Annotated in this window: 13 protein-coding genes; all 13 read right to left on the reverse strand. The window is 64.6% G+C overall.

All coding sequences use genetic code 11. The features are described 5' to 3' along the window. Positions 1 to 74: 74 nt before the first annotated feature. The 13 genes from murB to KRZ98_RS09235 all read right to left on the reverse strand — a co-directional run bounded on the left by murB (position 75) and on the right by KRZ98_RS09235 (position 14259). A complete protein-coding gene (murB, locus tag KRZ98_RS09175; RefSeq protein ID WP_217673265.1) occupies positions 75 to 989 on the reverse strand; it encodes a UDP-N-acetylmuramate dehydrogenase in 915 nt (304 codons plus the stop codon). Then, the gene (locus KRZ98_RS09180) at positions 971 to 1168 is read right to left on the reverse strand and encodes a hypothetical protein (RefSeq protein ID WP_217673266.1); all 198 of its coding nucleotides are present in this window, start codon (positions 1166 to 1168) and stop codon (positions 971 to 973) included. The genes murB and KRZ98_RS09180 overlap by 19 nt, the downstream gene beginning before the upstream one ends. Further along, a complete protein-coding gene (murC, locus tag KRZ98_RS09185; RefSeq protein WP_217673267.1) occupies positions 1168 to 2595 on the reverse strand; it encodes a UDP-N-acetylmuramate--L-alanine ligase in 1428 nt (475 codons plus the stop codon). The genes KRZ98_RS09180 and murC overlap by 1 nt, the downstream gene beginning before the upstream one ends. Before the next feature lie 154 nt (positions 2596 to 2749). After that, a complete protein-coding gene (murG, locus tag KRZ98_RS09190; RefSeq protein WP_217673268.1) occupies positions 2750 to 3916 on the reverse strand; it encodes an undecaprenyldiphospho-muramoylpentapeptide beta-N-acetylglucosaminyltransferase in 1167 nt (388 codons plus the stop codon). After that, entirely contained in the window at positions 3913 to 5115 is a 1203-nt protein-coding gene (gene ftsW, locus KRZ98_RS09195; protein WP_217673269.1) for a putative lipid II flippase FtsW, read from the reverse strand. The genes murG and ftsW overlap by 4 nt, the downstream gene beginning before the upstream one ends. A gap of 38 nt (positions 5116 to 5153) precedes the next feature. Further along, positions 5154 to 6539: a UDP-N-acetylmuramoyl-L-alanine--D-glutamate ligase gene (gene murD, locus KRZ98_RS09200; RefSeq protein WP_217673270.1), complete on the reverse strand. Its 1386-nt coding sequence runs from the start codon at positions 6537 to 6539 to the stop codon at positions 5154 to 5156. Beyond that, positions 6536 to 7609 (reverse strand): phospho-N-acetylmuramoyl-pentapeptide-transferase, encoded by a 1074-nt coding sequence (gene mraY / locus KRZ98_RS09205; protein WP_217673271.1) that lies wholly within the window; start codon positions 7607 to 7609, stop codon positions 6536 to 6538. Before mraY ends, murD begins: the two co-directional genes overlap by 4 nt. Continuing rightward, positions 7609 to 9000, reverse strand: coding sequence for a UDP-N-acetylmuramoyl-tripeptide--D-alanyl-D-alanine ligase (murF, locus tag KRZ98_RS09210; protein WP_217673272.1), 1392 nt, complete (start codon positions 8998 to 9000; stop codon positions 7609 to 7611). The genes mraY and murF overlap by 1 nt, the downstream gene beginning before the upstream one ends. Then, the gene (locus KRZ98_RS09215) at positions 8997 to 10454 is read right to left on the reverse strand and encodes a UDP-N-acetylmuramoyl-L-alanyl-D-glutamate--2,6-diaminopimelate ligase (RefSeq protein ID WP_217673273.1); all 1458 of its coding nucleotides are present in this window, start codon (positions 10452 to 10454) and stop codon (positions 8997 to 8999) included. The genes murF and KRZ98_RS09215 overlap by 4 nt, the downstream gene beginning before the upstream one ends. Beyond that, entirely contained in the window at positions 10451 to 12157 is a 1707-nt protein-coding gene (locus KRZ98_RS09220; RefSeq protein WP_217673274.1) for a penicillin-binding protein 2, read from the reverse strand. The genes KRZ98_RS09215 and KRZ98_RS09220 overlap by 4 nt, the downstream gene beginning before the upstream one ends. Position 12158: 1 nt before the next feature. Then, the gene (locus KRZ98_RS09225; RefSeq protein ID WP_217673275.1) at positions 12159 to 12809 is read right to left on the reverse strand and encodes a colicin transporter; all 651 of its coding nucleotides are present in this window, start codon (positions 12807 to 12809) and stop codon (positions 12159 to 12161) included. Then, positions 12806 to 13765 carry a 16S rRNA (cytosine(1402)-N(4))-methyltransferase RsmH gene (gene rsmH, locus KRZ98_RS09230; RefSeq protein ID WP_217673276.1) on the reverse strand — a complete coding sequence of 320 codons (960 nt, stop codon included), beginning with the start codon at positions 13763 to 13765 and terminating at the stop codon, positions 12806 to 12808. Before rsmH ends, KRZ98_RS09225 begins: the two co-directional genes overlap by 4 nt. After that, complete coding sequence (locus KRZ98_RS09235; RefSeq protein WP_217673277.1) at positions 13762 to 14259, reverse strand: division/cell wall cluster transcriptional repressor MraZ; 498 nt, start codon at positions 14257 to 14259, stop codon at positions 13762 to 13764. The genes rsmH and KRZ98_RS09235 overlap by 4 nt, the downstream gene beginning before the upstream one ends. Positions 14260 to 14378 lie beyond the last annotated feature (119 nt).

The following is a 14378-nucleotide window of genomic DNA, read 5'->3' on the forward strand; positions in this document are numbered from 1 at the left end:
GGGCGACACCCCTCCACCATTCCCTTCGCGAACGGTTCCCCTCCCCTTGCAGGGGAGGAACTTCATTCCGCCACTCACTTCACCAACCCCACCCGCTGTATTTCCCATTCCAGCTCCACGCCGCTCTTGTCCTTTACCCGCCGCCGCACTTCCTCGCCCAGCGCTTCGATGTCGGTGCTGGTCGCCTCGCCCAGGTTGAGCAGGAAATTGGTATGCTTCTCGCTCACCTGCGCGCCGCCCAGTTGCAGCCCGCGGCACCCCGCTTCATCCACCAGCTGCCACGCCTTGTGCCCGTCGGGATTCTTGAAGGTCGATCCGCCGGTCTTGCTGCGCAGCGGCTGGCTTTCCTCGCGCGCGGCGGCGATGCGGTCCATTTCCGCTTGGATCGCGGCCGGTTCGCCAGGCTCGCCCCGAAACGTCGCGCTGACCACGATCGCGCCGTCCGTCAGGTTCGAATGGCGATAGGTGTAATGCAGGTCGCGGTTCAAGAGCGTCACCTGCTCGCCTGACCGCAACACCACCTCGCACTCGACCAGGATATCGCGCGTCTCACGTCCATAAGCGCCGCCATTCATCCGCACGAAACCGCCGACCGTGCCGGGGATCGAGCGGAGAAATTCAAGCCCCGCAATGCCCACATCCCGCGCGGTCGAGGACACCAATATCCCCGACGCGCCGCCGCCACAGGTGAGCGTCACCTCGTCTAGTCGCTCGACCTTCGCAAACGGCTTGCCCAGCCGCACCACCACGCCCGGCACCCCGCCATCGCGCACGATCAGGTTGGACCCCAGCCCCAGCGCCATCACGGGCACGTCAGGGTCGAGTATGGCCAGAAAATCCGACAGATCGTCGGCATCCTTCGGTTCGAACAGCCATTGCGCCGAGCCGCCCGCCTTGAACCAGACGAGCGGGGCCAGCGGCGCATCCGCCTTCAAACTGCCGCGCACGGGCGGAAGGGCAATCCCGTCGCTCAACCGCGCATGCCCCACAGCTTCATCCAGCTTTTCATCGCCTTCATGCCCGCCTCGCCCGCCTGATTGGCAGCCATCCCGGCCTTGGCATTTTGCTGCGCCGCCTCCACCATGTCGCGCGCGGCCTCCACGCCCTGCATCTGGACGTCGATCATGCGCTTCTGCATTTCCAACCCTACGGCGAACAGCTCGAACATCAGACCGACTCCTTGACCTTGACGGAAACGGCAGCCGCCAGCCCCGCCGCCCATTTGGTGATGTCGCCCGCGCCCAGGCAGATGACCATATCGTCCGCCTGAACATCCGCCGCCAGCGCGCTCGCCAACGCATCGGCGTCGGCAATGGTCGATGCATGGCGATGCCCGCGCCGCTTCAATCCCGCGACCAGAGCCGCGCTGTCCACGCCCTCGATCGGCTGTTCGCCCGCGGTATAGACGGGCGCAGCATAGACGATGTCGGCGTCATTGAACGCCTGTTGGAAATCATCCATCAGGTCGCGCAGCCGGGTGAAGCGATGCGGCTGAACAACGGCGATCACCCGCCCCTGCGCGCCCTCACGCGCAGCCGCCAGAACCGCTTTGATCTCGACAGGATGGTGGCCATAGTCGTCGATAACCGTGGCGGAACCAGCACCGACCGCAATCTCGCCAACCTTGGTAAAGCGCCGCTTGACCCCACCGAATTTGGCAAAACCGGTCTGGATCGTCGCGTCGTCAATCCCCATGTGCAGCGCCACGCCGATCGCCGCCATGGCGTTCAGCACATTGTGGCGGCCAGGCATCGGCATTTCGATCCCCTCGATCCTGCGGGTCGATCCGTCCCGCTCACGAATTTGCACGTCGAAGCGGTTTCCGCCGGGGAAGCTCACCACATTGTCGCCGCGAATGTCCGCCTGCGCGGAAAAGCCATAGGTCACGATCCGCCGGTCCTGCACGCGCGGCAAAATCGCCTGCACTTCGGGATGATCGAGGCACAGCAGGGCGGCACCATAGAAAGGCACGTTGCCGACAAATTCGACAAAGGCGTCCTTCACCCGGTCGAAACTGCCGTAATGATCCAGATGTTCAGGATCGATATTGGTGACGACCGCGATCGTGCCGTCCAGCCGCAGGAAACTGCCGTCGCTCTCGTCGGCCTCCACCACCATCCAGTCGCTATTGCCCAGCCGCGCGTTGGAGCCATAGCTGTTGATGATGCCACCATTGATGACGGTCGGGTCCACCCCGCCCGCGTCGAGCAGCGCCGCGACCATCGATGTCGTCGTCGTCTTGCCATGTGTTCCCGCCACCGCGACGGTGGATTTGAGACGCATCAGCTCGGCCAGCATCTCCGCCCGGCGGATCACCGGCACGCGCGTTTCCAGCGCCAGCTCAACCTCCGGGTTGCCGCGTTTGATCGCGGTGGATGTCACCACCACGGCAGCATCGCCCAGATTTTCCGCCTTATGGCCAATCATCACGCGGATGCCCTTGGCCCGCAGCCCTTCGACCACATAGCCTTCGGCGACGTCACTGCCCTGCACATCATAGCCCAGATTATGCATCACCTCGGCAATGCCCGACATGCCGATGCCGCCAATGCCGATGAAATGGATCGTGCCGATGTCCGTGCCGACACCCTTCATGAGCGAAATTCCTTATATATTAAACCGTTCGGGCTGAGCCTGTCGAAGCCCTGCCCTTTCTTTTGAACGAGGGTCGGAAAGAAGGACGGCCCTTCGACAAGCTCAGGGCGAACGAAGAATGATTGCAAACCGAACGGGGAAAGACTGGCGTTCTTCAAGCCGGAACCCCCGCCAGATTGAGCGTCGTGGGCGTCGGCCCGACCCGTACCGGATCATTGACGATCGGCGCTTGGCCGATGCTTTCGAGCAAATCCGCCATGTCCCGCGCCGCATTGGGACGGCCGCAGCCGCGCGCGCGCTTCGCCGCATTCTGCAAGGCACCCGGCTCCATCGCCATCTTCTGCATCTGCTTGGCCAGTTCCACAGCGGTAAAGCGCGCCTGCGGAATCGTCCGCGCGCCGCCCGCCTCGGTCATTTCGCGCGCATTGGCGGTCTGGTGATCGTCCATCGCGCTCGGCAATGGCACCAATATGGCAGGCCGCCCGGCGCAGGTCAGTTCCGCCAGCGTGGACGCTCCCGCCCGCGCAATCACCAGATGCGACCAGCCCAGTTTCTCCGGCACATCGTTGAAATAGGTGGCCAAGTCAGCGGGGATTTCCATCTCCGCATAGGTTTTGCGCACCCGCTCAATATCCTCGGCTCGGCACTGCTGCGTCACCTGCAAGCGGCGGCGCAGCGCGACCGGCAGCATCGACAGGCCTTCTGGGACCACACTCGACAGGATCGACGCACCCTGACTACCGCCGATCACCAGCACCCGGAACACGCTCTCGTCGGTCAGCGCGGGGAAATCCTCCTCGCGCAGTTGTTTGACTTCCTCACGCACCGGATTGCCGATCAGGTGAACCTTGGCGGTATATTTGTCCTTCAGCCGCTCAACCCCCGGATAGGCGGTCGCAATCGCATCGACTCGCCCGGCCAGCAGCCGGTTGACCCGGCCCAGCACCGCATTCTGCTCATGCACCGCCGTCGGCACGCCATCGGCCAGCGCCGCCAGCAGCGCAGGCATCGCCGGATAACCGCCAAAGCCGACCACGGCGGTCGGGCGGAACGTCTCATTCAATCGCCGCGCCATCGCCCGGCCCGCCAGGATCGCTTTCAAGGCCCCCGGCCAGCTTTTCGGATTCTTGGTCATCCGCCCGGCGGGCAGGACATGAACCTGCGCCTTGTCGAAAATGCCGGGGATCTTGGCTCCCCGCTCATCGGTGACCAGCGCGACATGATGGCCGCGCGCCATCAGTTCCTCGGCCACGGCGTGAGCCGGAATCATATGACCACCCGTCCCGCCGGCGGCGAGGACGAAGTGACGGGAAATGCTCATCGACCACTCCATTTGACGACCGTATGCCGACCCATGAAGGGGTTGCGTCGCGTGAAGGCGAGCAACAGGCCGACGCCGATGCAAAGCGCCAGCATAGAGGAGCCGCCATAGCTGATAAAGGGCAGCGTCATCCCCTTGGACGGAAATATCTGCGCATTTACGCCCATATTGATGATCGCCTGCAATCCGAACTGCGTCGTCAGCCCCGCCGCAGCCAAAATGGTGAAACTATCCTCCTCGTCCAGCAGGCGCAGCAGCACCCGCACGACGATAGCCAGATAGACCAAAGCGATGGCGATGCAGGCAAGCAGGCCGAACTCTTCCCCGATGACCGAGAAGATATAGTCGGTATGCGCTTCAGGCAGGCGAAATTTATGCTGCCCGCCGCCCGGTCCCACGCCGGTAAAGCCGCCATGGGTGATGGTGCGGAAAGCAAGGTCCGTCTGGTCCGGCCCGGCGCTCTGATCAACGCCGATCCCCAGAAAATCATTGATCCGCTGACGGCCATTTTCATAGAACATATAGACCGCGACAAGTCCCGCCAGCCCCATGCCACCCAGCGCCGCAATCCAGCGCATCGGCATCCCCGACAAGAGCAGCAGGCATCCCCAGCAGGCCAGGAAAATGACCGTCTGGCCAAAGTCAGGCTGGCGCATCAGGATCGCCGCGATCAGCAGCGTCAATGCGCCGGTCAGCGGGATCACCGGCAGGCTCGCATCCTTGCCGCGCAGCGACAGCAGCCAGGCCAAAGTCACGACATAGACGGGTTTCAGAAACTCCGACGGCTGGAAGCGGAAACCGGGCAGGTCGATCCAGCGCTTCGCCCCGTTCACCACGCTCCCCAGCAGCGGCACGAACAGCAGCATGACGAAGAAAAAGACACACAAAAATGTCGCCAGCCGCCGCGCCTGTGGCCGGGGCAGCATCGATATGACGAGCATGATCGGCAGGCCCAAACCAACAAAGACGAGCTGGCGGTAGAAATAGTTGAGCGGATTGACGGCAATCTGCGCGGTCGACCGGTCGATCGCCGCGACCGGAGACGCCGCCGCAACCGCCACCAGCCCGATCGCCATCAACGTGACGATCAGCGACAGGAGGACGCGATCAATCTCCCAGAACCAGATGGCGAGCGCGGTGCGTTCGCGCGGCACGGTGCGGGTGCGAAACCCCTTCACCAGTTCGCCTGCCCTAGACATTTGCCCCGCCCCTTCCTTGTTGATGCCCCGCCATCACCCTATTCCAGTGCTGCGACGGCCGCGACAAAAGCATCGCCGCGCGCCTCGAAATCGCGAAACTGGTCGAAACTGGCACAGGCGGGCGACAGCAGCACCACGTCACCCGGCTGCGCAATCCGCGCCGCACGGCGCACCGCGGCGCTTAGCATCTCGCTATCGTCCACCGCCATAGTCCCGCGAAGCAGGTCAGCGAACATATGCCCCGCCTCACCGATCGTATAGGCATGGGCGACATTGCCGAAATGCGGCACGCACTCGTCCAGATTGTCGGACTTGGCGACCCCGCCGAGTATCCAGTGGATGCGTGGACGTCCGTCGATCGCAGGCCATGCGGCGAGCGCGGGCGCGGTGGAGGCGGCGTTCGTCGCCTTGCTGTCGTTGACGTAGAGCACACCGTTGCGGGTGCCGACCGCCTGCATCCGATGAGGCAGGCTGGCATAGCTGACGAGCGCGTTAGCGATCGTCGCCTCATCAATGCCCAGCGCTTGCGCGACAGCAATCGCTACCGCAGCATTTTGCGCATTATGCGGGCCTTGCAATGCCGGCCAGGTCAGTTGGGCGACGGGATCGATCTCACTCGACGCCACATCTTTCACGTCATCCCAGCGAAGGCTGGGATCTCTCTTTTCTTCGGGCGCGCCAGAAGAAACGGGATCCCGGCTTTCGCCGGGATGACGGATGGAGTGGGCGATCGCCCGGCTCGATTCATCCTCCGCCGCGACCACCGCAACATGGCCCGCCGACTGCATCGCAAACAGCCGCGCCTTCGACGCAACATAGCCGTCAAACCCGTCATAGCGATCGAGATGATCGGGCGTGATGTTCAGCAGCACCGCCACATCGCAGTCCAGGCTATGCGTCAGGTCGATCTGATAGCTCGACAGTTCCAGCACATAGACGCCCGGCCCTTTCAGGTTCGGCTCCAGCGGCGGTTGGCCCAGCACCGGCAGGCCGATATTGCCGCCCATCACCGTGGGATAACCGGCCTGTTCAATGATATGGTGGATCAGCGCCGTGGTGGTCGACTTGCCGTTGGTGCCGGTGATGCCGACCACCTTGTGCGGCGGCAGCGTGGGGCGGGCCAGCGCGAACAGTTCGATGTCGCCGATGATCGGCACGCCAGCCAGCTTCGCGCGCATCGTGATCGGATGGCGATTAAGCGGCACGCCCGGCGACACGACGATGCCGTCAAAGCCTGTGAGGTCGATCTCCATCGGATCGCCCAGCTCCGCCTTGCCCGCAACCGCCGCCCGCGCTTCCTCGCGCCCGTCCCATGCCACGACCCGCGCGCCGCTGGCCGACAGGCAATCGACGGTGGCCAGGCCGGACCGCGCCAGCCCCAGCACCGCATAGGTCTTGCCCTTAAAGGCGTCCGAAACGATCATCGCAGCTTCAACGTCGCAAGGCCGGCCAGCGCCAGGATGAAGGCGATGATCCAGAAACGGATCACCACGGTCGGTTCAGCCCAGCCCAGTTGCTCGAAATGATGGTGGATCGGCGCCATCTTGAACACCCGCTTGCCGGTGCGCTTGTAGAAGAACACCTGAATGATGACGCTCATCGCCTCCACCACGAACAGTCCGCCGATGATGCCCAGCACGATTTCATGATGCGCGGTCACCGCGATCACGCCGATCGTCCCGCCCAGCGCCAGCGACCCGGTGTCGCCCATGAACACGGCGGCTGGCGGCGCATTGAACCACAGAAATGCCAGTCCCGCACCAATGATCGCCCCGCACAATATCGTAAGGTTCCCCGCGCCCGGCACATGCGGGATCCCCAGATATTCGGCAAAATCCGCGCGCCCCACCAGATAGACGATCAGCATGAAGGCAAGACAGGCGATGATGACCGGCATGGTCGCCAGCCCGTCAAGCCCATCGGTCAGGTTCACCGCATTGCCGAACGCCACGATCACGAAAGCGGCAAACAGGAAATAGAACGGCCCCAGCTCGATCGCCGGACCATTATAGAAAGGTACATAGAGCGCGGTATTGCCATGCTGTGACACGATCAGCCAGGCGGCAAAACCCGCGATCAGAAATTCGAACAACAGCCGCGCCTTGCCCGACAACCCCTTATGGCTGGCCTTGGTCACCTTGTCATAATCGTCCAGAAAACCGATCGCACCGAAGCCCAAAGTCACGAACAGGCATGCCCAGACATAAATGGAGTTGAGGTCCATCCACAGCAGCACCGACACCACCATGGAGGTCAGGATCATCAGCCCCCCCATGGTCGGCGTGCCGCGCTTGGCCAGGTGGGTCTGCGGCCCGTCGGTGCGGATCGGCTGCCCCTTGCCCTGCCGCACCCGCAGCCAGCCGATGAATTTGGGACCGATCAGCAGGCCGATAAACAAAGCGGTAAAGATCGCCGCGCCCGCGCGGAAACTCAGGTAACGGATCAGGTTGAACCCGCCCGCAAAATCCATGGTCTGGGCCAGCCAGTAGAGCATCAGTGGGTCTCTCCGTCGCGGGCGCGTTCGCCAAGCGCCGCGACAAGCCGGGACAGCCCGATGCCGTTGGAGCCTTTGACGAGGATAGCATCGCCCGCGCGCATGTCAGTGGTCAAAAGGGTTATGGCGCTCGCCGTGTCAGGGACATGGGCATAGGCCATGCTACCGTCCAGCGCATCGGCCAGCGGGGCCATTTCCGCGCCGACCAGGATGGCGTAATCGACCTGTCCCGCCTCCAGCGGCCCGGCCAGATCGGCGTGCAATTCAGCGCTGCGCGCGCCCAGCTCGCGCATTCCGCCCAGCACGGCAACGCGCCGATCGGCCGTTTCACGCCCCAATTGCTTGAGCGTCGCGGCCATGGACAGCGGATTGGCGTTGTAGCTTTCATCGATCAGCAGCGCCTCGCCGCCCGCGACCGGCACTATGCGCCGCTCGCCCCGGCCCGGCAGCCCGGGCATTTCCGCCAGCGCCAGCCCCGCCGCTGCCAGATCGCCGCCGACCGCCGACACAGCCGCCAGCACCGCCAGCGCATTGGACACCCAATGATCGCCCGGCGCTGCCACGGTAAAGCAGAGTTCCGCATCCGGCAGCTTCGCCGTCACCAGCGTGCCGCCATCGGGCGCTGGCACCGTCTCGCGCGCATGAACATCCGCCTCGTCACTCAGGCCGAAGGTCAATATATTGGCGGCGTGCCGTTCCGCCTTGTTGTACAGCAGCGCCACATGCGGGCTGTCATAGGGGATGATTGCCGTGCCGCCCGGCTCCAGCCCCTCGAAAATCTCCGCCTTGGCCTCGGCGATCTTCGCCTCGGTGCCGAAATATTCGATATGGGCGGGCGCGATGGCAGTGACGATCGCGACATGGGGGCGCACCTGCCGGGTCAGCGCGGCCAGTTCGCCCGCATGGTTCATCCCCATCTCGAACACGCCGAATGCCGTATCGCGCGGCATCCGCGCCAGACTCAGCGGCACGCCGACATGGTTGTTGTAGCTTTTGACCGACCGGTGGACCTGCCCCGGATGCGCGCGGTCCAGCGCCTGAAACAGCGCTTCCTTGGTCCCCGTCTTGCCAACCGATCCGGTGACCCCGATCACCTTGCCACCCATCCGCGCGCGTGACGCGCGGCCCAATGCTTCGAGCGCGGCGGCGCTGTCGCGCACCAAGATGTGCGGATGATCGACCGGCTCGCTGACGATCGCGCCTGCCGCCCCCTGCGCAAAGGCCTTGCCGATGAATTTATGTCCGTCGGTCGCCTCACCCTTCATCGCGACGAACAGGTCGCCGCCGGTGACTTCGCGGCTGTCAAACGCCACGCCCGAAACGGCAAACGGCGCCGACACGGCGCCGCCCGTTGCCTCGGCGATCTCGGCGGAGGTCCAGAGATCACTCAACCCGCGCACTCCCGCGCCACCGTCACGTCATCGAACGGCAGCACCCGGTCACCGATAATCTGCCCCTGCTCATGACCCTTGCCCGCCAGCAGCACGATGTCGTCAGCCCCGGCCAGCGCAATGGCAGCAGCGATAGCCGCGCGACGCCCGCCAATTTCCTGCGCGCCAGCCGCACCCGCCATCACGGCAGCCCGGATCGCAGACGGTTCCTCCGACCGCGGATTATCATCGGTCACGATGACATGATCGGCCAGTTCCGCCGCAACCTGCCCCATCAATGGCCGCTTGCCCGCATCGCGATCCCCGCCCGCGCCGAACAGCGCGATCAGTCTGCCCTTGGTGTGCGGCCGCAACGCCTCGATCGCGGCGCGCAAGCCGTCGGGCGTATGGGCATAATCGACATAGACCGGTGCGCCCGCCTTGCTGATGACCGCCCGTTCCAGCCGCCCACGCACCGGCTGCACCCGGCCCAGCAGTTCCAGCACCCTCGCCACGTCGCCACCAGTCGCAATGACCAGCCCCGCCGCCGTCAGCGCATTGGCAGCCTGATAAGCCCCGATCAGCGGCAGATTGACCTTATACGTCGTGACGCCACCTTCTCTTGGCGCCTCGATGCCGAGCGTCTGCCCCAGTTGCGTCGGCGTGCGCGTGACGAGCCGCAGCGCCTCACCCTTCTCCCCGACGCTCAGCAACCGCAGGCCACGCGCATCAACCCGTGCAATCACCTTGTCCGACCAGGCGTCATCCGCCCACACGACCGCCGCGCCGTCCGCGCCGACGACCTCGTCGAACAGCCGCATCTTGGCGTCGAAATAGCTGTCCATGTCGCCATGATAGTCGAGATGGTCGCGCGACAGATTGGTGAAACCGCCCGCCAGCACCGGCAACCCTTCGGTGCGATATTGCGCCAGCCCATGGCTCGACGCCTCGAACGCCGCATGGGTGATGCCCTCGCGGCGCAGACCCGACATGTTCGACAGGAAGGTGACGATGTCCGGCGTGGTGAGGCCCGTTGATACCTGATCGACCGATGTGGTGACGCCCAGCGTGCCGATCGACGCGGCATGATAGCCCATCATCCGCCACAATTGCCGGGTCAGTTCGACCGTGCTGGTCTTGCCATTGGTGCCGGTGACCGCCACCGTCACGTCAGGAAAGGGCGCAAAATAGCGCGCGGCCAGTTGCGCGAACAGGCGGCGCGGATTGGCGTGGGCGATATGGATCGCGCCGTCGACCTTGGCCTCAGGCCGGGCAACGACCGCGATCGCCCCCGCCTTCACCGCGTCGGCAATATAATCTTCGCCATTGACGCGCAGCCCCTGGAATGCGCCAAACACCGTGCCGGGCGCAACCTTGCGATTGTCGATGGCAAAACCCGTGACGTTGGCATCTAGCGCCGCACCGTCGCTCACCGCCGCATCCAGCCCGTCGATCAGCCCGCCAAGGCGCGTCATTCAGCTTCTCCCTTGGGCTTCCACAGCAATGGCGTCAGGTCCGAAATATCGACGTCGCGGCGCTCGTCCGGCATCACGCCCAGCATCGGGCCAGTGCGCTCGATCACCCGCTTGACCACGGGCGCTGCGGTCCAGGCGGCGGTGCGCAGTCCGATCGCGCTGGTCGCGCCATCCATCATGGTCAGCACGACATAGCGCGGATTATCCATCGGGAAAGCGGCAGCAAATGTCGTCACCAGCGAACTCTTATTATAGCGACCATCCTCAGGTTTCTCGGCGGAACCCGTTTTGCCGCCCACCCGGAAACCCGTGGCGTCGGCGCTACGCCCTGTACCCGCCGCAACGATCAATCGCAACAGCTGGCGCATCCGCGCGCTGGTGGCGGCGGAAAAGACGCGCTGTCCTTCCGGCGCTTCGCCCGGCTTCAATTTGCGCAGCGTCGCGGGACGATACATGCCGCCATTGACCAGCGCGGCATAGGCGCTGGCCAGATGCAGCGGGGTGACCGCAATGCCATGGCCATAGGATACGGTCATGGTGGTGATCCGTCCCCAATTGCTGGGCCAGATCGTCCCGGCCTGTTCCTTCAGTTCGATGGGCGCACGCTGGTCGAATTTGAGCGCGCGGAAAATCTGCTGCATCGGTGCCGCGCCCATCTCGTCGGCGATGCGCGCGGTCGCGATGTTGGAGCTATGGACCAGCGTGTCGGGCACGTTGATCCAGCGGCCCAGCGCATGATCGTCCTTGATGCGGAAACCGCCGATCGAGATGGGCGCCGTCGCATCATAGCGCTTGCTCATCGACGTCACGACGCCATGGTCCATGGCCGCTCCGATCGAGATCGGCTTGAAGGTCGACCCCAGCTCATAACGGGCCTGCACCATCTGGTTGCACAAAGGCGACTGGCTGCACGATTTGCCCGCATAATTTTGCAGCTTGTTGGGATCGAACACCGGGATGGAGGCCATGGCGATCACTTCGCCCGTATTGGCATCCAATATGATGCCACCCGCACCCTTGGCGTGTTGCGCGACCATCTGGGCGTAAAGCTCGCTTTCCAGCGCGCCCTGCACCCGGCTGTCGATCGAAATGGCAAAGGGTTGGCCGCGCAGCGCCGCATCGGTCAGCCGGTCGTTAAAGGCCGCCTCCACGCCCATCCCGCCGACGCCTTCAGCATTGGGTGCAAAGCCCAGCACATGGGCCGCCAGCGTGCGCTGCGGATAGAGCCGCTCTTTCTCGCGCGGAAATTCGATGCCGATTTCGCCCAGCGCATTCACCGCCGCCACCTGCTCCGGCATGGCGCGGCGGCGCAGATAGGCCCAGCCCCGACCGGTCAGCTTCTTGTAGAATGCCGCCTCGGCCTCGTCGGGGAAAATCTCGTGCAGCTTGCGCGCCAGTTCGGCCGGTTCGCCGATCAGCTTGGACGGGCGCACCGCCACCGAATAGGCGTCCATCGTCCGCGCCAGCGGCACGCCGTTGCGATCCACAATATCGGCGCGCGCAGGCAGGAATGCCGACAGGGCATCGTCCCCGGTCGCGCCATGCGCAAAAACGCCGACCCACAGGAGCCGGCCGATCAATACCGTCGTCACCGCCATGAACAGGATCAGCAGCAACATCAGCCGGTTATGGGCGATGGCGGTCAGGCTGACCCGCTGCCTTCCCGCCCGCGCCCCGCCGGGCTGGACGATGATCGTGGCCATATCAGCGCGCTCCCTTCTTGCGCTCGCGCGCCGCGGTGGCGCTCAATTCGCCCAGCGTGCTGTCGTCCAGCAGCTTGGCGTCCAGCATCGCCATCCGCTCCGCCTTGCGCGCGACCGGATTGGGCTTCGACACGTCGGCATCCACCTTTGCCTGCACCGCCGGAGTGCGGGGCGCGGGCTTGGCGAGCTTCTCAACATTGTCGGCGGCGTGCGCCTCGCGGATCACGGCAATGTCGCTGCGAATCTGGGTCGCGGCGGGACTGGCAGGCGCAGCCTGCGGGGCGGACGGCAGGTCAGCAGGGGTCTCGACCATCGCCACCATCACCGGCGGGGCGACATAGTCCGGCCCGTTGGGCTGCACCCCGTCCAGCTGCGCCAGCGCCCGCTCACCGGCCAGATATTGGCCGGCAGTCGGCGTGCCATACATGAAGTCATGCTGGTTCCAGCTTTCCAGCTGCCGCATCGACGCGCGCGCGCTGAATTCGGTCTCCAGATAGCGAATATCGCCCTTCGCCCGCGCAACCTGCATCCGCACCTGCATCAACTCGTTGCGCTCGGTCGCGACCTTCAGCGACACCAGATAAGCACCCAGCGCGCCCAGCGCGACCAGCAACACCCAGATCAGGCTCTGCAACCTTTTGACGGCGATCATGAGCGGGAACTCCCGGAGGACGAAACAGGGGCAGATGTGCGGATGGCACTGCGCAGCGTGGCGGATCGGGCGCGGGGGTTGCGCGCCAGTTCCGCCTCACCCGCGCGCACCGCCTTGGCGGGCTTGGCAAAGGTCGGCGCGTCGGCGGCGCGCTTTTCGGGCATGTGCCGCGACCAGCCGCCCTCGCCGCCGCTGCGGTTGCGCAGGAATTGCTTGACGATGCGATCTTCCAGACTGTGGAAGCTGACGATGGCCAGCCGCCCGCCCTCTTCCAGCAGCGCCTCGGCCGCCTCCAGCGCGCGCTCCAGCTCCTCCAGCTCGCGATTCACATGGATGCGGATCGCCTGAAATGCGCGGGTCGTGGGGTCTTTCTTGTCGTGCGGCTTGTGGCCCAGCGCGCGGCGGATGACATGCGCTAGCTGCCCCGTGCGCTCCAGCGGGCGCGCATCGACAATGGCATGGGCGACCCGGCGCGACCGCGGTTCCTCGCCATAACGGTAGAGGACATTGGCGATCTCCTCCTCCGTTGCATTGTTCAGGAAATCGGCGGCACTCATCCCGTCCTGGCTCATGGTCATGAGCAGGGGGCCATCGGACTGGAAGGAGAAGCCCCGGTCGGCCCGGTCGAGCTGCATCGACGACACGCCGATATCGAGCGTGATGCCCGACACTTTCTCAATGCCGCGCTCCGCCAGCAATTCCGCCATGCGCGAAAATTCGCCAGCGATCAGCGTGATGCCATGCGCGTCAGCCAAGGCCTGCCCTTCACGGATGGCATCGGGATCGCGATCCAGCGCAAACACGCTCGCCCCAGCCAGCGCCATCGCCCGCGAATAGCCGCCTGCGCCGAACGTGCCATCCACATGAATCTCGCCAGGGGTAATGGCCAGGGCGCGGAGAACTTCGTCGAGCAGAACCGGGATATGCGGCGCAGTATCAGCGTCGGGCAGGCTCACTTGCCGCCCTCCGCCGCGCGCGCATCGAGCCAGCGCTTCACCTTGTTACGGATCAGCGCCGGTCGATCGGGGCTTTCGACCAGCGCTTGCGGGTTCCAGATCTGGAAATAGCGGCCCACGCCATAGAAGAACGCCACGTCGGTGATGCCGGCTTCATCCTTGATATCGGGGTGCAGGAAGAAGCGGCCGCCATCATCGAAATTGACGTCCTCGATCGTGCCGAGGCGATTTTCGCGTTCCAGATCGCCGTTGAAGGGCCGGTTAGCCTCGCGCGCCAGCCGTTCCAGTTCGGCAACCTCATCGAACAGGAAGCGCTTGTGCGACAGGCCAAAGCCGGTGGCGCAGCCATTGTCCATGTGGACGGACAGGCACAGGCGATTTTCATCGCCGCTGGCCTGACGGACCAGCTTGCGCATCTCTAGGGGCAGCACGAAACGGCCCTTGCCGTCCGCGACGCTGAACGCGTTGCCCGAATAGAGAATGACGTCCGACACGCTGGAAATTCGCCCCTTTCATGCGGGGCACAGGCCACCCGTCGCCGGAATCACTGAATGGATATCCGGCCCGCAGGAATCGCCAACACCTGATTAACCCCAATTGCTGATTACCTATC

The organism is Sphingobium sp. AS12, assembly GCF_019097845.1.
Taxonomy (GTDB): domain Bacteria; phylum Pseudomonadota; class Alphaproteobacteria; order Sphingomonadales; family Sphingomonadaceae; genus Sphingobium.

Coding starts and splice junctions, on each gene's coding strand:
- KRZ98_RS09180 (WP_217673266.1), bottom strand. CDS start 1,168: ATGTTCGAGCTGTTCGCCGTAGGGTTGGAAATGCAGAAGCGCATGATC.
- murC (WP_217673267.1), bottom strand. CDS start 2,595: ATGAAGGGTGTCGGCACGGACATCGGCACGATCCATTTCATCGGCATT.
- murG (WP_217673268.1), bottom strand. CDS start 3,916: ATGAGCATTTCCCGTCACTTCGTCCTCGCCGCCGGCGGGACGGGTGGT.
- ftsW (WP_217673269.1), bottom strand. CDS start 5,115: ATGTCTAGGGCAGGCGAACTGGTGAAGGGGTTTCGCACCCGCACCGTG.
- murD (WP_217673270.1), bottom strand. CDS start 6,539: ATGATCGTTTCGGACGCCTTTAAGGGCAAGACCTATGCGGTGCTGGGG.
- mraY (WP_217673271.1), bottom strand. CDS start 7,609: ATGCTCTACTGGCTGGCCCAGACCATGGATTTTGCGGGCGGGTTCAAC.
- KRZ98_RS09215 (WP_217673273.1), bottom strand. CDS start 10,454: ATGACGCGCCTTGGCGGGCTGATCGACGGGCTGGATGCGGCGGTGAGC.
- KRZ98_RS09220 (WP_217673274.1), bottom strand. CDS start 12,157: ATGGCCACGATCATCGTCCAGCCCGGCGGGGCGCGGGCGGGAAGGCAG.
- KRZ98_RS09225 (WP_217673275.1), bottom strand. CDS start 12,809: ATGATCGCCGTCAAAAGGTTGCAGAGCCTGATCTGGGTGTTGCTGGTC.